Origin of the sequence: Aeromonas sp. R1-2, assembly GCF_040908505.1 — a bacterium.
In the GTDB taxonomy this organism is placed as follows: Bacteria; Pseudomonadota; Gammaproteobacteria; order Enterobacterales; family Aeromonadaceae; genus Aeromonas; species Aeromonas veronii.
The window spans coordinates 77357-94244 of sequence record NZ_JBFODU010000029.1; the positions used below are offsets into that span (position 1 = coordinate 77357).

Annotated in this window: 14 protein-coding genes; 10 read left to right on the plus strand and 4 right to left on the minus strand. The window is 57.8% G+C overall.

Features of this window, described 5'->3' with window-relative positions; translation table 11 throughout:
• Positions 1-18 precede the first annotated feature (18 nt).
• The 8 genes from purF to AB5Y76_RS12190 all read left to right on the plus strand — a co-directional run bounded on the left by purF (position 19) and on the right by AB5Y76_RS12190 (position 7667).
• Complete coding sequence (purF, locus tag AB5Y76_RS12155; RefSeq protein ID WP_005351229.1) at positions 19-1539, plus strand: amidophosphoribosyltransferase; 1521 nt, start codon at positions 19-21, stop codon at positions 1537-1539.
• 218 nt (positions 1540-1757) lie between these two features.
• Positions 1758-2516, plus strand: coding sequence for a tRNA-(ms[2]io[6]A)-hydroxylase (gene miaE, locus AB5Y76_RS12160; RefSeq protein ID WP_201986852.1), 759 nt, complete (start codon positions 1758-1760; stop codon positions 2514-2516).
• A 302-nt stretch (positions 2517-2818) separates the two neighbouring features.
• Positions 2819-3463 carry an adenylate kinase gene (gene adk / locus AB5Y76_RS12165; RefSeq protein ID WP_005337083.1) on the plus strand — a complete coding sequence of 215 codons (645 nt, stop codon included), beginning with the start codon at positions 2819-2821 and terminating at the stop codon, positions 3461-3463.
• 98 nt (positions 3464-3561) lie between these two features.
• Positions 3562-4536, plus strand: coding sequence for a ferrochelatase (gene hemH / locus AB5Y76_RS12170; RefSeq protein WP_201986855.1), 975 nt, complete (start codon positions 3562-3564; stop codon positions 4534-4536).
• Positions 4537-4570: 34 nt separating this feature from the next.
• Positions 4571-4963, plus strand: coding sequence for an MAPEG family protein (locus AB5Y76_RS12175; RefSeq protein WP_005346381.1), 393 nt, complete (start codon positions 4571-4573; stop codon positions 4961-4963).
• 186 nt (positions 4964-5149) lie between these two features.
• On the plus strand, positions 5150-6454 hold the full coding sequence (locus tag AB5Y76_RS12180; RefSeq protein ID WP_193860405.1) for an inosine/guanosine kinase: 1305 nt from the start codon (positions 5150-5152) through the stop codon (positions 6452-6454).
• Positions 6455-6634: 180 nt separating this feature from the next.
• The gene (locus tag AB5Y76_RS12185; protein ID WP_005337077.1) at positions 6635-6997 is read left to right on the plus strand and encodes a DUF2750 domain-containing protein; all 363 of its coding nucleotides are present in this window, start codon (positions 6635-6637) and stop codon (positions 6995-6997) included.
• Between the two features lie 175 nt (positions 6998-7172).
• Positions 7173-7667 carry a hypothetical protein gene (locus AB5Y76_RS12190; protein ID WP_042055706.1) on the plus strand — a complete coding sequence of 165 codons (495 nt, stop codon included), beginning with the start codon at positions 7173-7175 and terminating at the stop codon, positions 7665-7667.
• On the opposite strand, the gene AB5Y76_RS12195 is transcribed toward AB5Y76_RS12190, so the two are convergent.
• The gene (locus tag AB5Y76_RS12195; protein WP_167573110.1) at positions 7630-9270 is read right to left on the minus strand and encodes an EAL domain-containing protein; all 1641 of its coding nucleotides are present in this window, start codon (positions 9268-9270) and stop codon (positions 7630-7632) included. The genes AB5Y76_RS12190 and AB5Y76_RS12195 overlap by 38 nt on opposite strands.
• A gap of 189 nt (positions 9271-9459) precedes the next feature.
• Here AB5Y76_RS12195 and glgC point away from each other — a divergent pair, with 189 nt between their 5' ends.
• Entirely contained in the window at positions 9460-10734 is a 1275-nt protein-coding gene (glgC, locus tag AB5Y76_RS12200) for a glucose-1-phosphate adenylyltransferase (RefSeq protein WP_005337070.1), read from the plus strand.
• Positions 10735-10818: 84 nt separating this feature from the next.
• Here glgC and AB5Y76_RS12205 read toward each other — a convergent pair whose 3' ends face one another.
• Positions 10819-12816 (minus strand): hypothetical protein, encoded by a 1998-nt coding sequence (locus AB5Y76_RS12205; RefSeq protein ID WP_263717038.1) that lies wholly within the window; start codon positions 12814-12816, stop codon positions 10819-10821.
• A 195-nt stretch (positions 12817-13011) separates the two neighbouring features.
• Entirely contained in the window at positions 13012-13563 is a 552-nt protein-coding gene (locus AB5Y76_RS12210; protein ID WP_042055713.1) for a lipoprotein, read from the minus strand.
• A gap of 245 nt (positions 13564-13808) precedes the next feature.
• On the opposite strand from AB5Y76_RS12210, the gene AB5Y76_RS12215 reads away from it, so the two are divergent.
• Complete coding sequence (locus AB5Y76_RS12215; RefSeq protein ID WP_263717039.1) at positions 13809-14579, plus strand: hypothetical protein; 771 nt, start codon at positions 13809-13811, stop codon at positions 14577-14579.
• A gap of 986 nt (positions 14580-15565) precedes the next feature.
• Here the strand turns inward: AB5Y76_RS12215 and AB5Y76_RS12220 are convergent.
• Positions 15566-16738 carry a hypothetical protein gene (locus AB5Y76_RS12220; RefSeq protein ID WP_263717040.1) on the minus strand — a complete coding sequence of 391 codons (1173 nt, stop codon included), beginning with the start codon at positions 16736-16738 and terminating at the stop codon, positions 15566-15568.
• Positions 16739-16888 lie beyond the last annotated feature (150 nt).

A 16888-nucleotide genomic window follows, 5' to 3' on the forward strand; every position in this document is an offset into this window, starting at 1 on the left:
CTTCGAGGTAGCAAAGACATGTGTGGTATTGTCGGTATAGTTGGCACCACCCCCGTCAATCAGGCCCTCTACGACGCCTTGACGGTGTTGCAGCACAGGGGACAGGATGCCGCCGGGATCGTGACCATTGATAGTGGAAACTTCCGGCAACGCAAGGCCAATGGCCTGGTGAAGGACGTGTTTGAAGTGCGCCACATGCAGCGTCTGCAAGGGAATATCGGCATAGGTCATGTCAGATATCCCACTGCAGGCAGCTCAAGTGCCGCTGAAGCCCAACCTTTTTATGTGAACTCTCCCTACGGCATGGTGCTGGCCCATAACGGCAACCTCACCAACGCCAAGGAGCTCAAGGAGCAGCAGTTCAAGGTCGCCCGCCGCCACATCAACACCACCTCCGACTCGGAAGTGTTGCTGAACGTGCTGGCCCACGAGCTGGATCGCTGTGACAAGATGGCCCTGCGTCCCGAAGATATCTTCGCTGCGGTGCGCAGAACCCATCAGCAGATCCGCGGTGCTTATGCGGTGGTCTCGCTGGTGATTGGTCATGGTCTCATCGGTTTTCGCGATCCCAACGGCATTCGCCCGCTGATCCTCGGTCGTCGTCAGGACGAGCAGGGCCAGGTGGAGTACATGCTCGCCTCCGAGAGCGTGGCACTCGACGCCATCGGTTTCGAGACGGTGCGGGATATTGCGCCGGGTGAAGCCATCTACATCACCGAGCAGGGCCAGCTCTTCTCCGAGCAGTGTGCGGAGAACCCGCAGATGAGCTCCTGCATCTTCGAATACGTCTACTTCGCTCGTCCCGATTCGTGCATCGACAAGGTCTCGGTCTACGCCGCCCGCCTCAACATGGGTCGCAAGCTGGGTCAGAAGATTGCCCGCGAGTGGGAAGATCTCGACGTTGATGTGGTTATCCCCATCCCCGAGACCTCCTGTGATGTGGCGCTGGAGATCGCTCACACCCTGGATCTGCCATACCGTCAGGGCTTCGTGAAGAACCGCTACATCGGCCGTACCTTCATCATGCCGGGCCAGACCCAGCGCAAGAAGTCGGTGCGCCGCAAACTCAACGCCATCAGCTCCGAATTCAAGGGCAAGAAGGTGTTGCTGGTAGATGATTCCATCGTGCGTGGCACCACGTCCGAGCAGATCATCCAGATGGCCCGTGAAGCGGGGGCAGCCAAGGTCTACTTCGCCTCGGCGGCACCGGAAATTCGCTTCCCCAACGTCTATGGCATCGATATGCCCACCGCCAACGAGCTGATCGCCCACGGCCGTGAAGTGGAAGAGGTATGCAAGCTGATTGGCGCTGACGGCCTGATTTTCCAGGATCTGGAAGATCTGGAAGCCGCCGTGCGGGAGATCAACCCGGATCTGCGTCACTTCGAGACCTCGGTCTTCAATGGCCACTACGTCACCTCCGACGTGGACCAGTCCTATCTGGATCACCTCAACGCCCTGCGCAACGATGACACCAAAGCGGTGCGTGAATGGCAGGAAGGCACCAGCAATCTGGAAATTTTTAACGAAGGCAGTTAAACGTTTGCGGTTTTGCCGGATGGGATAGCGAAATGGGGGCCAGTGGCCCCCATTGTCGTTTCTACCTCGCACCGGCAGAAGGGGGAGGGGGTATCTGTTTGAAAAACATCCGTTTATCTTGCCGGATATGGGCATGGCCAGCAGGATCCGCTAGCATAGGTGGCAACATATATGACCGATACGCTTTTAACCGGCGTGTTTAACAAACGAGAGTTTAGATGGATGATCTGTTAGCCCCTGTGCGCCAGTTTTTGCAGTGCGAGACCCCGGATGAGTGGGTGGAGATGGCGCGGGATCCGGCCCGTTTACCGACCCTGCTCATCGATCACGCCAACTGCGAGACCAAGGCCGCACTCACTGCCCACAGTCTGGTGCGCCGCTACTGCCTGCCCAAGGGCCAGCGCCATCTGCTGCCCAAGCTGGAGTTCTATCGCGAGCTGGATGCCATCCCGGAGAAGGCCGAGATCCTGGGCAAACGCAGCATGGGGGAGTCTGATCGCACCGTCTTTGCCGAGCTGGAACGCAATCCGCTGCTGTTTCCCATGGTGAGACTCATTCAGGAGGAGCTGCATCACTTCGAGCAGGTGCTGGAGATCATGCAGGCCCGCGGCATCGAATACGGGCCGGTGACGGCCTCCCGCTATGCCCGCCAGTTGATGCAGCATGTGCGCACCCATGAACCGGCCACCATAGTCGACAAGATGATCATCGGCGCCTATATCGAGGCCCGCTCCTGCGAGCGTTTTGCCAAGTTGGCGCCCCATCTGGACGAAGAGCTGAGCCGCTTCTACGTCTCTTTGCTGCGCTCCGAGGCGCGCCACTATCAGGATTACCTGAGCCTGGCCGAACAGTACGCAGGGGAGGATATCAGCGAGCGGGTGGCCTTCTTTGGCAAGCTGGAAGCCGAGCTAATCTGCTCGCCGGATCCGCAGTTCCGGTTTCATAGCGGCCTGCCTGTCACATCTGACAGTTGTTGACGCACAGGGGGAAAACTACTATTGCCCTGTTCCTACTACGAGCGACAAGTAGTTACTTTTGAGCGCAATTCCCGGCCCTGAGCCGGGATCTTTTTTCTGTCGTACGTCCTTCCTGCTTTTGGCGCTCTATGCTGAATCCCTGGCTATTTTTGCGTCTTCCCCTTGCGATGAAATCCTGTTCGATCAGCCGGTTATTGTGGTGATAAAGTGCTCATTCAAGTGGCTCACCCTTGTAGAAACGGGCGAAACCGTGTACTTTTTTGCCTTCGCAAGATTTGAATAACCAATCAATAGGAGCGTGTATGCGCATTGTTCTGTTGGGGGCTCCGGGCGCCGGCAAAGGTACCCAGGCTCAGTTCATCATGGAAAAACACGGTATTCCCCAGATCTCCACCGGCGATATGCTGCGTGCGGCGATCAAAGCGGGCACCGAGCTCGGTCTGAAAGCCAAAGCTGTGATGGACGCAGGTCAGCTGGTCTCTGACGACATCATCATCGGTCTGGTCAAAGAGCGCATCGCTCAGCCGGACTGCGCCAAAGGCTTCCTGTTGGACGGTTTCCCGCGCACCATTCCCCAGGCGCAAGCCATGAAGGACGCTGGTGTCGTGGTTGATTTCGTGCTGGAGTTCGATGTGCCGGACGAAGAGATCGTCAAGCGCATGAGCGGCCGTCGCGTTCACTCCGGCTCCGGCCGTACCTACCACGTGGTGTTCAACCCGCCGAAAGTGGAAGGCAAGGATGACGTGACCGGTGAAGATCTGGTGATCCGCGCCGACGACGAAGAGACCACAGTACGCAAGCGTCTGGATGTATATCATCAGCAGACCGCGCCGCTGATCGGTTTCTACGGCAAAGAGGCGGAAGCGGGCCACACCCGTTACGTCAAGATCGACGGCACCCAGCCGGTTGATCTGGTCAGCAAGCAGCTTGCCACCATTCTGGGCTGATCTTTGCTGCCGGCACTGTTTCCCGTGCCATCAGATAAATAAAGAGAAGGGCCCTGTCGGGCCCTTTTTGCATAATGACAGATAGACAGGAAGCCAACGTGACCACGAAAACCGGAATATTGCTGGTCAATCTGGGTACCCCAGCCGCACCGACCACCGCTGCCGTCAAAGCGTTCCTCAGCCAGTTCCTGCACGATCCCCGTGTGGTGGACCTGCCCCGTTACCTCTGGTGTCCGCTGCTCCACTTCATCATCTTGCCGACGCGCTCGCCCAAAGTGGCCAAGCTCTATCAGCAGGTGTGGACCGAGCAGGGCTCGCCGCTGATGGTGATAAGCAAGCAGCAGCGCGCCGCACTGGAGCAGGAGCTCAAGCGGGAGGGGGTCGAGGTGCCGGTGGAGCTGGCGATGACCTATGGTTCCCCGTCAGTGAATGATGGCTGGCAGGCGCTCAAGGCCAAAGGGGTCAACCGGGTGATCCTGTTGCCGCTCTATCCGCAATATTCGGTCAGTACCACCGCCTCGGTCTTCGATGCCTGGGGCAAGGCGATGAAGAGAGAACGCAATCTGCCGGTGGTGCGGCTCATTCGTGATTATCACGCCCATCCCGAATACATTCAGGCGCTGGCCATGAGCGTACGCCGTCACTGGGAGCAGCACGGTCAGGGTGATCATCTGCTGATGTCGTTCCACGGCATTCCCGAGCGCTACGAGAACGAAGGGGACCCCTATGGTCACCAGTGTCGCCATACCGCCAGCTTGCTGGCCGAGGCGCTCGGGCTGGAGACCGGGCAGTGGACGGCCAGCTTCCAGTCCCGCTTTGGCAAGGAGGAGTGGCTCAAGCCCTACACAGACGTGACCATCGCCGGTATGCCTGCAGCGGGCATCAAGCGACTCGATGTGATTTGCCCTGCCTTTGCGGCCGACTGCCTCGAAACCCTTGAGGAAATTCAGGTACAGAATCGGGAGATCTTCATGGAGGCCGGTGGCGAGCGGTTTGAATATATTCCGGCCCTCAACAGCGATCAGGCCCATATCAGGATGATGGTCTCGCTCATCTGCCGCGAATTGGCATGAGTGACCGGCAGTCAGTCAAACAAGGAGTCGAGTCATGGTACATATCACGCTGATTTATGCAGGTCTGCTGGGGCTGCTGTTTCTGGGGCTCTCCTTCTGGGTGGTCAGACGCCGCGCCCAGTTCGGGGTGATGATAGGGCAGGGGGAAGCCCCCGAGCTGCTGGCGGCGATCCGGGCTCACGGCAATTTTGCCGAGTATGTGCCGTTGACCCTGCTGCTGATGGCGCTGTGCGAGCTATCCGGTGCCGGTGCGCTCTGGCTGCATGCCGGTGGCGCCATGCTGTTGGTCGGCCGCATCCTGCATGCCATTGGCATCCAGATCCCCAAAGCCCCCAATGTGCCCCGTTTTTTGGGCACCTTGCTGTTCTGGCTCGCCCTCGGCCTCTTTTCGGTACTGGCCCTGTTGCAGGGCATGGCGGCCGCCTGAAAACAGGCGCTTTTTTATGCTAGGGAACCACCCCGGACGGGGTGGTTTTTTTATGGTGAAAAGGCAAACGTTTTTCCTTGCAAGCCTTGTCTATACTGACTCCATTATTTAAACAGGGCGACTTTTCGGGGCGGCGGATTGTGTTAAAATCCCGCCCCTCTTTCCCCCAGAGCACAGAACATTGCCATGAAATTTCCCGGTCAGCGCAAGTCCAAACACTACTTCCCTGTCGACAGACGCGATCCCCTGGTTCCGCAAAATCCCCTGTTAACCGAGCTGGGCAAAGCCTACGTCGTCGGGATTGATCAGACCCTGGTTGATATCGAAGCCCATGTGGATGAAGACTTTCTGACCCGTTATGGTCTGAGCAAGGGGCACTCCGTCGTCATCAACGACGACGTGGCCGAACGGATTTATGACGAGCTCAAGGCCAACAACATGGTAGTGAGCGAGTTTGCCGGTGGCACTATCGGCAACACGGTACACAACTACTCGGTACTGGCCGACTCCCACTCCATCCTGCTGGGTGTGATGAGTCAGGATATTCGCATCGGCTGCTACGCCTACCGTTATCTGTGCAACACCTCTTCCCGCGTCAATCTGGACTATCTGCAGCCGGTGGATGGCCCCATCGGCCGTTGCTTCACCTTCATCACCGAGTGCGGCGAACGCAGCTTCGGCATCAACGCCGGCAAGATGAACCAGCTGGATGTGCAGCATATTCCGGAGGATGTGATCAAAGGGGCGTCTGCCCTGGTGATCACCGCCTATCTGGTGCGTGGTGACGATGGTGACCCGATGAAAGAGGCGGCCATGACTGCGGTGCGTTATGCCCGTGAGGCCGATATTCCCGTGGTGCTGACCCTGGGCACCCGTTTCGTCATCGACGAAAACCCCCAGTGGTGGCGCGACTTCATTGCCGAGAACGTGACTGTGCTGGCGATGAACGAAGACGAAGGTGAAGCCCTGACCGGTATCGCTGATCCGCTCGGTGCGGCCGACAAGGCGCTGGATTGGGCCGATATGGTGCTCTGTACTGCTGGCCCCATCGGCCTCTACATGGCGAGCTACACCGATGAGGACTACAAGCGCGAGACCACTCATACCCTGCTGCCCGGCGTTATCCCCGAGTTCAACATGTATGAGTTCAGCCGCCCGATGGCCCGTGCCAAGTGCCGTAAACCGGCCCGCATCTACTCCCACATCTCCCCGTATATGGGTGGCCCGGAGAAGATCAAGAACACCAACGGGGCAGGGGATGGCGCCCTTTCCGCCGTGCTGCACGACATGGTGGCCAACTCCTATCACCGGATGAATGTGCCCAACTCCGCCAAGCACATCTCCGAGTTCCTGACCTACTCCTCACTGGCCCAGGTGTGCAAATACGCCAACCGCGTCAGCTACGAGGTGTTGGCCCAGAGCAGTCCCCGTCTCTCCCGCGGTTTGCCGGAGAAAGAGGACAGTCTGGAAGAGGTTTACTGGGAGCGTTGATCTCCTGAATCTGCAAGACGCCTCCATCGGGAGGCGTTTTTGCAGGCAAATATGGGTTATCCCGGCTTTTTTCCCGGAATAACCCCAATATGCTTGAGTCCATGTCACTTTTGCGACACCATTTGGCCATCGTATTGTCGCCCGACAATGCCGCAGCACCCGAAAGAAAGAGAGAATCCCATGAGCATGCTTAACGACAACCTTGACGCCAATTTCCAACTGTTTATCGAACAAGTCCGCGAGTCGGGTCAGGTGTGGGGTCTGCGCTATGGGGAAGACTGGGTCGTCTGCCGCTCCGCCGAATTTGAAGATGCCGACGTGATGCCGCTCTGGTCTGCCGAAGAGGACGCCCGTCTGCACTGCGTCGACGAGTGGGCCGATTACGAGCCGGAAGTGATCGATCTGGAAGAGTTTCTCGATATCTGGATCAACGATCTGGATGAAGACGATGTACTGGTCGGCCCGAACTGGAACGCCGATCTGGAAGGTCAGGAGCTCGAACCCATCGAGCTGGCCAAGGCACTGGTTGAACTGGACGCCTGAAAGCGCCTCCATTGATGGCCTGAACGCACAGGCCATCGGGACAAAGACCGGCATCCGTGAGGGTGCCGGTCTTTTTTATGGTCGAATAGCCCGATTGATGAGTTAAAAGCCGATTTGCCTTTGCACCTGTCAGGGGGATGGTCCATCATCAACCTTTTGCCAAGGGAGGAGCGCCATGTTTGTATTCGACGTAACGGGAGCTGCGGGTGAGAAGGCCAGTATTCGGGTGCAGGCCCTGGATTGGGCGCAAGCCGGACCAGTGACCTTCCAGTGCGATGACGATCAGCTGGCGGTCGTGCTTCTGAGCGGTTGTCGTTGCGACGCGGTGGGCTTTTTCAACCTGTTGGCGGGGTGTAAACCTCTCTATATCGAACAGTGGCTCAGCTATCTGCAGGAGAGTGGTCGCATTGGCAAGTGGAGTCACCAGACCGAGAGTCCCGCCGATGGGGACTATCTGGCCAGAGCCGGTCTGGAGCACGATGAACTCAATACCCTGCTTGGCCAGGTCTATCAGGTGGCGGGGTTCAATCGCCTGCAAATCAACCGTTACCTCAAGAACCGCCACAACCCCACCACGCTGGCGACCCGGTACGATCAGAAAGAGCTGGAGCGCTATCGCCAGCTCAATGACATCATTCTGACCCTGTTGAAGCTGAAGCATCCTCAGTAAAGAGCCCCAGTTGGCTGATATCCGGTCGCAGCGGTTGCGGCCGGGCGATCAGATAGCCCTGCAAGCCATCGACGTACATCCCCTGCAGCAGCTGTTTCTGACCAAGCTGTTCTACCCCCTCTGCAATCACCTGACACCCCATCCGATGCGATACATCGACGATCATCCGCACGAACTGCTGGTTGGTCTGATCCTGCTCCAGTCCGGTGATCAGGGCAGGGTCCAGCTTGATGTAGTCGGGCTTGAGCTCGCGAAACAGGGTAAAGGAGCCGATCCCCTTGCCGAAATTGGCGATGGCCGAGCGACTGCCGTTGCGGCGCAGCAGTTCAAACACCCGCTTGGCGCCTGTCAGGTTGCGTTCCAGATGCTCTTCATCCAGTTCGAACACCAGATTGGCGCTGGTATTGGGATCTTTGAGCAGCTGGCGGTCAAGCCAGATCAGGAAGGCGCTGTTTTGCAGCAAGTTGGGAGAGAGATTGATCCCCCAGCGACTCTGGTTGGCACCAAAGGCCCGGTACTGGCGCATGATGTGGGTAATGACCAGCTGCTCCAGCCGCATCACCATATCCAGCCGCTGCGCCATGGCAAACAGGGTGTCGGTGGGCAGGGCGGTGCCGTCATTGCCGCTGAAGCGGGTGTAGATCTCGTTGTAAGCCAGCATGCTGCGGTGCAGGGGCTGGATCGGCTGGTAGGTAAAGCTGAGTCGCTCCTGTGCCAGCACTTCGGTCAGCACGTCGCGCCAGTGGTGTTGCCCCTGTAGCTCGGAGGCGCTGTCATCTTGCTGGATGGCCCAGCCGTTGATGGTTTCGGTCTGGGCGCGAGCCAGTGCCAGATCCGCTCTGGCCAGCACGGCTTCGATTTTCTGGCCGCTGCTGAGCTTGGTCAGCCCCGAGTAACCGGTGCTCTCCAGCTCGTGCTGATCCTGATAGTGATCGAAGGCCACCTTCAAATCCTGTCCCAGCAGATGGGGAGGAATATTGGCCACCGGTTGCACCAGCACGGCGAAATCGGCCCCCGAAATGCGGTAGACCTGATTGCCCGGGAAGCGGCTTACCACCCGCTTGATGAGAGCGGCCATGTCCTTGATGTAGGCATCACCAGACTGGAAGCCGCGCTGGGCGTTGATCTTGCCAAGCTCGGTGGCACGGATCAGCACCAGGGTCGCGGTCTGGGTGTCCTGATCCCGCTGCAGCAACTCGGTCATGTCGCGGCGAAACGCGTGGCGGTTGAGAAGCTGGGTCAGCTCGTCGGTGGTGGCCAGGTTGCTGAGCTCGGTCAGCTGGCGATGGGCGCTCTGCTCGGCGCTTTCGAACTGCTCCAGCAGCTGTTGCAGCACCTCCTGGGAGGCGGGCTCATCGAGTTGTGAGGGATCCCGTCCCCTGATCGCCTTGACCCAGGTGAGCTCCTGATGCTGGAGCATGCCATCCATGGTGCGGATGGCCAGCATCAACAGCAGGATCATGCCAAGCAGTGTGGTGGCCAGAATAATGGCCAATGTGAGCGGTGTGCTCTGAAGGGCCAACCAAACTGCTTGCAGGAGCAGCAGGGGTATGGTCACTATGGTGGCGATCAGAAAGAGGGTACGTCCGAGCTTGTGAACCATCTTGTCATCCTTGAAGTGGCTGCTTTGTGGGGGAATTTTAACCAAGCTGGCGGAGCAAAGCATGCTATTCCTCGCAACTCGGTGAAAAGGGTCAATTGAGATCGGTTAAATGTGAGTGAAACCACTTTCACAGGTGCCGAAACAGGCGAAGATGAGTTGAAAATAGATCAAACAAGGCAGAGGTAAATCATGTTGTTAGAGCCCGAAAATAGTGCCAAAGCACGACAATTATTGAACCAGAGTATGGCACTGGTGCTGGCGGGTGGACGTGGTAGTCGCCTGAAGCAGTTGACTGACAACCGCGCCAAGCCTGCCGTCCATTTCGGTGGCAAATTCCGGATCATTGATTTTGTGCTCTCCAACTGTATCAACTCGGGGATCCGCCGCGTTGGTGTAGTCACCCAATACAAATCTCACAGCCTGCTGCGTCACCTGCAATCGGGCTGGTCCTTCCTGCGTTACCAGATGAACGAATTCATCGACCTGCTCCCTGCCCAGCAACGGGTGGACGAGGTGCACTGGTATCGCGGCACCGCCGATGCCATCTACCAGAACGTCGATATCATCCGTGACTACGGCCCCAAATACCTGGTGGTGCTGGCGGGGGATCACATCTACAAGATGGATTACGCCGCCATGTTGCTCGACCATGTGCGCCTCGGTGCCAAGGTGACGGTCGCTTGTATCGAGGTGCCGCGGGCTGAGGCATCCGCCTTCGGGATCATGGATATCGACGAGCAGCGCAAGATCCGCGCCTTCGTCGAAAAACCGGCCAATCCGCCTGCCATGCCGGGTTGCGAAGATCGCTCGCTGGCCTCCATGGGGATCTATATCTTCGAGGCGGAGTACCTCTACCAACTGCTGGAGGAAGATATTCACAATCAGGACTCCAAACACGACTTCGGGATGGATGTGATCCCCCGCATCGTGGAGGAGGGGATGGCATTTGCTCACCCCTTCAACATGTCCTGTGTCGGGGCGCGCGAGGGGCAAAAGCCCTACTGGCGTGATGTAGGTACGCTGGACTCGTTCTGGGAAGCGAACATGGATCTCGCCTCCGTGCTGCCCGAGCTTGATATCTACGATCAGAACTGGCCCATCTGGACCAGCCAGACCCTGACACCACCGGCCAAGTTTGTGCAGGACCGCAACGGTCAGCATGGCATGACCATCAACTCCATGTTCTCGGGCGGGACCATCGTCAGCGGGTCGTTTGTGCTCAACTCGGTGCTCTTTACCAATGTGCGGGTGCACTCCTTCTGTACCCTGGATCAGGCCATCATCTTCCCCGGGGTCGAGATTGGCGCCGGTTGCCGTCTGCGCCGGGTGGTGGTGGACAAGGGATGTGTGCTGCCCGATGGGCTGGTGGTGGGCGAGAATGCCGATGAGGATAGCCGCCGCTTCTACCGCTCCGAGCAGGGGATTGTGCTGGTGACCAAGGAGATGCTGGACAAGCTGGTTTGAGGAAGGCCCTTGAAACTGTGTCAGACGCTGTAATGCAAAGGGAGCCAATTTGGCTCCCTTTTTCATGCTGGTGAATGGCGAGGATTACTCGCTAACCACTGCTTTAGCGGCCATCACCATGGCGGTGCCGTGCTTGCCACCGGCAGCGGTCACTTGCGGTACGCCATCTTCATCGGTGTCGCTGCCGGCACCTTCGATGATGTTCTCGCCGGAGTCACCGATCCACTCGGCCATCTGCATGCCACCGTTGACGGTGCCACGGAACCAGCTGACGTACTGACCGGTCAGCTTGGCCAGCTCCAGCTCGGGCGCCTTCTCGGCCCCTTCGTTGCGCAGGTTCAGCATGGCAGAGCGCAGGGCGCCGGAGATGGCAGCCTGGGTCCAGGGAGTGTATTCACCCTGTTTACCCGCCAGCCAGGTGCCCGCCTTGGCATTGAAGTAGGCCTTGTCGGCAGCGATAAACAGCTCGCGGGCGGCAGTGCGGTACTTGGCATCGGAGGTAGCGAGGAACGCGGCGGTCAGACCACGGATGGCGGCGAACTGTGCATCGATGGAGTGGCCGGCATCGAGCTTGCCACCTAGCGTGATGCCGTCATGCACCAGACCATTTTTGCCCTTGAGGTTGGCAAGGATGAAATCGGCCTGTTTGCGGATCAAGTCGAGCGCCTGCTGACCCTGCTTGGTCTTGAGGTTCAGCTCGCCATTGTCACCGGCGGCGTAACCGACCGGCAGTGCATCCTGAGCGCGCTGGAAGATCTGCAGGGCGACCAGTGCGTAAGCGGCGTCAAAGGTGGTGACGTGCTTGCCCTGTTTGCCTGCCTGCCAGCTGTCGACCAGGGTGCCAGCCTTGGTATCAAAGTGCAGGGCTGCCAGGTTCTTGAAGGTGAGGTTGGAGAGATTTATCGCCAGCGAGAAGGCATCGCTGCCCGTGACCGCTTTGCCCAGGTCATTGGTCTTGTTGGCAGCCGGTGCGGCGGCAAACGGCGCACCGTCAAACACGGCGTGGAAGGCCGGGTTCTGGTTGGTGTTGGCGCTGCGCTGATCGCTGAAGGCATAGAACTCGGAGAGCGGCCACAGCATCATCCAGGCATCGCGCAGCTGGGCGGAACCATCCACCACCTCCAGCTTGCTGATGGCACCGGCATCGTTGTTGCTGGTTTCGGTCACTTTCACCTGATGGGGGAAGTAAATCACGCCCTTGGCCGGATCGTACTGCGGGGTGATTTTGGCGCCCAGTTGCTTGCCATCGAAGCCAAGCTGGTTCTGCATGATGGCCAGCTTGTCGATGGATTGCTCGGTCAGCATCATGCCGTTGAAACCATCGGCGGCTGAGACGCCCAGCTTGTGCTTGCCATCCTGATCCATGGTGGCGGAGGCGGCTTCTACCTCTTCATCGGTTTCGGCTACGTGCATGCCGCCGAGGAAGTCCTGGGACCACATCACTTCTTTGAGCAGGATGCCGCCCACCGCTGCGGGCACCAGCAGGTTGTCACTGCCGCTCCAGCGCAGGGTGCTGTAGTCACGGAAGTAGGCGGGCACCTGGGTCTTGACGGTTTTCTCGGTCCCTTTGGCGGTCTTGATGGTGATCTGGTCGCCATTGACCGGGGTGGCGTTGACGGCCTGGGCAAACTCCGGATTGGCAGAGGCGTAGGGCAGGGAGAGGGGATACATGCCCTGCGGCACTTCATCCGCCGGGAAGCCAACGGCATCGGCCATGGCCAACACCCGTTGCCCCAGAGATGCCATGGTGCCGCCACGGGCCAGGTTTTGCGGCCCGTTCACCAGATGCGGGCCCATGCCGGATTGGTAGTTGAGGGCGTACATCGCCTCTTCGGAGTATTCGTAGGATTCGATGCCGGCAGCGAAGTCGAACGGGGTCGGCTCATCGGCACGGTTGGCATCCAGCACATCCAGATCCAGCCCCAGCGCTTCGGCCAGCGGCTCACCGGAGAGCTCGAATTCGGTATAGGCCAGCATGTTGGCGGCGGTATTGAATGTCTTGTCTTCGACTTTGACGGCAGCGTGTGCGGCGCCGCTGATCAGTGCGCAGGCAATCGCCTGAACCAGTACGGTTTTTCTCATGTCCCTTCTCACCATTGGTTTTATTATTGACGCTTCTCATAACGAATCTAAATGAGAATGGTCTGCATTATGCTGTGTTGCAGGGGACTTGAGAAGTAAAAAACCGCCCCATTCGGCTGCACGTTAAACCGGATGTGTGCTGTCGAAGAGGACGGTTATCTGTTTATTGCGATGAAAGTGCCGGTGCGACGGCGATCAGAGCAGCTTGAACGGGATGACCAGACGGCCCGGCTCTACCTTGAGGGCTTCTACCTTCTCCTTGATCCTGGCTTCGTTCTTGCGGCTGCTGTCGAGGCGGTAGACCGGGGTCTGCGACAAGAACAGGGAGAGCGACTGATTGAAGGTGGGTAGCAGCGGGGTGAGGGCAGCCCCGATATCGGCCGGCTCGGTCTTGACCGAGAGCAGCTCAAGGTCGCGCAGATAGATGGCGCCTTGATCGGCCACATAGTCCGGGCGGGCGCTCAAAGCAAAGCGGATCTTCATCTGCTGGCTGCCAAGGGGGCTGCTCACCTGCAGATCGCCAGCGGCGTCCAGCTCGATGCGATCTGCTTGTTTGCGGCCGATGCGGCTCTGCATCTCGTCCAGACGGATCTTGCTCGACATGATGCCGGGGATCCCCAGCTGTTTTTCAAAAGAGACCTGATCTTTGAGGTACTGGTTGATTTCGGCCTCGCTGACATTGTACTGGGTCAGCGAGCAGGCCCCCAGCAGCAGGGCGAGGGGGAGTAACAACAGCTGTTTCAACATGATGGATTCCGCTTGGGCAACTATGATGGCGCTATCTTACGCGATAACGGGCGTGGAATGAGAGCCTCATACCGTGGGAAATCACGGAGTTGCTGCATTCCCGATTGTTTTTTGGCAACCGCCGGGTTCATCATCGACGGGTGAGCGGAATAGGGCTGAGCTGTTGACTGCAGGCGTAGGTCTACGCCTTAAGCAGAGAGAAGAGAACAGAGTGTGAGAAGAGTACAGAGAACGAGGAGAGCGTAATGGTTCGGATGGGCAAGGTTGGCCGCAGGGCGCTGCTGTGGCTTGGCTGCATGATGGGACTGTGGAGCCCATCGCTGTGGGCCGAGGTGAAAGTGATCCCGGTATTCGAGGCGCAGGCGGCGGTGCAGACCCTCAAGGAGATCTATCCCCAGCTTGGGGTCAGCGCCATGGGGAATCAGCTGGTGCTGAGCGGGACGCCAGCCCAGCTGCAGGAGGCCGAAGCCACGCTGGCGCAGATCAACCAGCCACCGCAAAGCCTGCTTATCGAGTGGCGGGTGGATGGTGCCGCCAGCGGTCAGCAACTGGGGGGCTCAATCAGTCGCGACGAGGCCAAGCGGCAGTGGCTGGTCGATGGCAACGCCCAGCAGTACCAGCGCAGCCAGAACGACAGCTGGCAGGTGCGCGGGCTGTCGGGCCGTCCCGTGCTGCTGCAGATGGGCTCCTATCAGCCGGTCACCTTCTATCAGTGGAACGGGGGCGCCGTAGTGGGGATGATGCCGCTGGTGAACGGCCTCTATGCCACGGCCACCTTGATTGGCGATCGGGTGCAGATTGCGCTGAGCAGCGAACAGGCGAGGCTGGATCAGGGCACCATCAATCGTGGGCAGAGTGCCACCGAGGTGAGCGGGGCCCCGGGCCAGTGGCTGACGGTGGGGGAGCTTTCGACCAGCTCAGCGGATCAGGAGAGTAGCCTCGGCACCCAGCTACAGGGTGGGCGAGGCAGCCAGAGCGAGCGCCAGACCCTGCAGATCCGGATCACCCGCCAATAAGCAATTCCCCCTGTTGTGTCATGCCCGACCTTCCGGGAAACTGCTTGCTCGTAAACATGTAGTCAACTGAGCTGGTCGGGTAGGAATCAGAGTCATCATCGAGTCTGGTTGAGGCTGAGCGAAACAGGGAGTCTGGATTGCGCTCAGCCAAGGATGATGGGAAAGCGAGATAAGTTTGAGGCAAACAGCAGCAGATACGAAAAAGCCCAGCCAAAAGGCTGGGCTTTAGTATTTGGCTCCCTCGACATCATCTGAAATTGCAACGCAACTCATTGTAATTCAACTGTATTTGTGGTTATGAAATTGATTGCTGGCACTGTGCTTGGTACCAACTTTTTAGGTACTTTTCAGGAATCAAATCAGTCCCCAAATAGGTTTCCCGCAAGTTTCAGGCTGCTCTTTCTTGTGTCACGGTGTCATTCTGTCACTGCCTTCAAGTAAATCGCCTTCGAAGTGTAGGCTACGTTGCATGTTACTGGTTAAGTTGTTGATTATTAAGGGTGGTGCTTTGGGGGGTGAGCTGCTGGCATTTGGGGGCGTGATGCGAGTGACACCGGTCGCGAATGAGAGGGCGTCAGAGTGTCATGTGGTGACAAATGTCCCTTGTTGCATGCCATATCCTCCCCCTGTCCTGACGCTGCTCAGTGCCCCAGAGTGCTTGCTGGGATATGGGGGCGTCATTGCCCCTTTTGTTCATAGATTGCGCTATGGGCCTTGGAGGCGCTCTGGGCAAACAGGGGCGGCCAGCTTTGCTGACAAGGGAGGGGGATGTAGATGATGAAAACTAACCGGATGTTAGGGCGGCGTGGCATCCTGACCAGCTATCGAGCAAATCAGGTAAGCAAACGAGCTGGAGTGCTGTCTGTATTGAGGCTGGAGTTGACGAAGCCAGCTTGGCCTTCAAACGATGGTCAAGCTGGCCGTTCATTGTGATGCAGATGGGAAGGTGAGTCTTTACAGACTCAACTGCCTATTACCATAATTTGTCAGCGAGCATGGTAGGCATCAAAGATTCTTTTTGCATCAAGCTTGGCCTGTTCATCGAGTGCAGGACTCAAGGCTCTGAGAGCGGAACGTCCTTGCCGATTATTCCAATCGGGAAAGAGGTACGACGCCTGTTCTTCTGTATCGCATTGTAGGAGCAGATAGTCGTGGTATTTATGCTCAATCTTCGGCTCGCAACTGCGCCACCTATTATCTGAAAACAAGCGAGAGAAGTAGGTATTCACGGTAGCTCTATACAGGAGATCGTGTTGGTAACAGGATGATACAAGCCTGTGCTTGATACCGTTATGTTTGGTGGCAGCCAGCCATGCCTGAACTGCGTCATCATGGTAGCTGGACTCCATCAGCATTGGTGCAACCAACGCAAGATTCCTACCACTGATGTACTTGAGGTTTACGCCTTGATCGTCGTGCCTAATCCAATCTGCCAGTAAATCTTCGGCATCTTCATCGTCAAGTGCAATGGCATCGAGCAGCAAATCTATGTGCATGCCTTTTCGCCATCTAGCGTATGCCTCGGACTTTGCAATTTGCAGCTGTTCGCCGTGCAGCTCAGCACCACCAAGGTACAACCGGTAAGCCTCATCACGACGTTCCAGCGTAGCAAAATCCAGGTATGCTTCGGGTTCTTGTAACGGGACAGACAAATGGTCAGACAAGGCCACGAGAAGAGCGGGGATGTGCTCTCTCTCAGCTATGCGTCTGACCTGCTTGACCAGACTGTCAACGACCTCGTAATTTTCCCCATTGGGGTGGTCGATGAGGGGGGCCAAGCGTGCTAATTGGTGCAGAGCATAAGCCGGTATATAAGACGGTCTATAAGGTGGATTTTCGTATTTGTTGACCTCATCTTCTTCGAGGAGGGTCAGCACATGGACTCGATGCTGGCGCATGATGTCAACGATAATGTGGGCTGGTATCTCTTGGCCAAGAATGTCTTTGGCTCGCTCCTGGACACGCTCGATATTGGTAGACATGGGTGTCTCTTGAACGTCGGCATCAACCAGCACGATCGACCTGTATGTCAGCGCGGCATACGAGCCAAAACCCAGAGCTGCAGCTAGCAACTCCAGCGTTTGTTGATGAGTGGTGGTGGTACCAGAAAGGAGTTGCAGAGCTCTGCGTGCTTCACGAGCGAGATTGGATAGGTTCATAGTTGCATCCTCGAACCTTGGGTTTTCATGCCGCACGTTTAACCATCCAAGGTCATGATATCAACTACGAGAAGGTTAAGAATCATCAGGCCTGTTTCGACTCGTGCGAAGGTCATGCTGGCGAAGCAAGAATACCCTACAACAGACGGT

Bases quoted from the DNA above. Each gene is read 5' to 3' on its own strand.
- purF (WP_005351229.1), top strand. From the start codon at position 19: ATGTGTGGTATTGTCGGTATAGTTGGCACCACCCCCGTCAATCAGGCC.
- miaE (WP_201986852.1), top strand. From the start codon at position 1,758: ATGGATGATCTGTTAGCCCCTGTGCGCCAGTTTTTGCAGTGCGAGACC.
- adk (WP_005337083.1), top strand. From the start codon at position 2,819: ATGCGCATTGTTCTGTTGGGGGCTCCGGGCGCCGGCAAAGGTACCCAG.
- AB5Y76_RS12175 (WP_005346381.1), top strand. From the start codon at position 4,571: ATGGTACATATCACGCTGATTTATGCAGGTCTGCTGGGGCTGCTGTTT.
- AB5Y76_RS12180 (WP_193860405.1), top strand. From the start codon at position 5,150: ATGAAATTTCCCGGTCAGCGCAAGTCCAAACACTACTTCCCTGTCGAC.
- AB5Y76_RS12185 (WP_005337077.1), top strand. From the start codon at position 6,635: ATGAGCATGCTTAACGACAACCTTGACGCCAATTTCCAACTGTTTATC.
- AB5Y76_RS12190 (WP_042055706.1), top strand. From the start codon at position 7,173: ATGTTTGTATTCGACGTAACGGGAGCTGCGGGTGAGAAGGCCAGTATT.
- AB5Y76_RS12195 (WP_167573110.1), bottom strand. From the start codon at position 9,270: ATGGTTCACAAGCTCGGACGTACCCTCTTTCTGATCGCCACCATAGTG.
- glgC (WP_005337070.1), top strand. From the start codon at position 9,460: ATGTTGTTAGAGCCCGAAAATAGTGCCAAAGCACGACAATTATTGAAC.
- AB5Y76_RS12205 (WP_263717038.1), bottom strand. From the start codon at position 12,816: ATGAGAAAAACCGTACTGGTTCAGGCGATTGCCTGCGCACTGATCAGC.
- AB5Y76_RS12210 (WP_042055713.1), bottom strand. From the start codon at position 13,563: ATGTTGAAACAGCTGTTGTTACTCCCCCTCGCCCTGCTGCTGGGGGCC.
- AB5Y76_RS12215 (WP_263717039.1), top strand. From the start codon at position 13,809: ATGGTTCGGATGGGCAAGGTTGGCCGCAGGGCGCTGCTGTGGCTTGGC.
- AB5Y76_RS12220 (WP_263717040.1), bottom strand. From the start codon at position 16,738: ATGAACCTATCCAATCTCGCTCGTGAAGCACGCAGAGCTCTGCAACTC.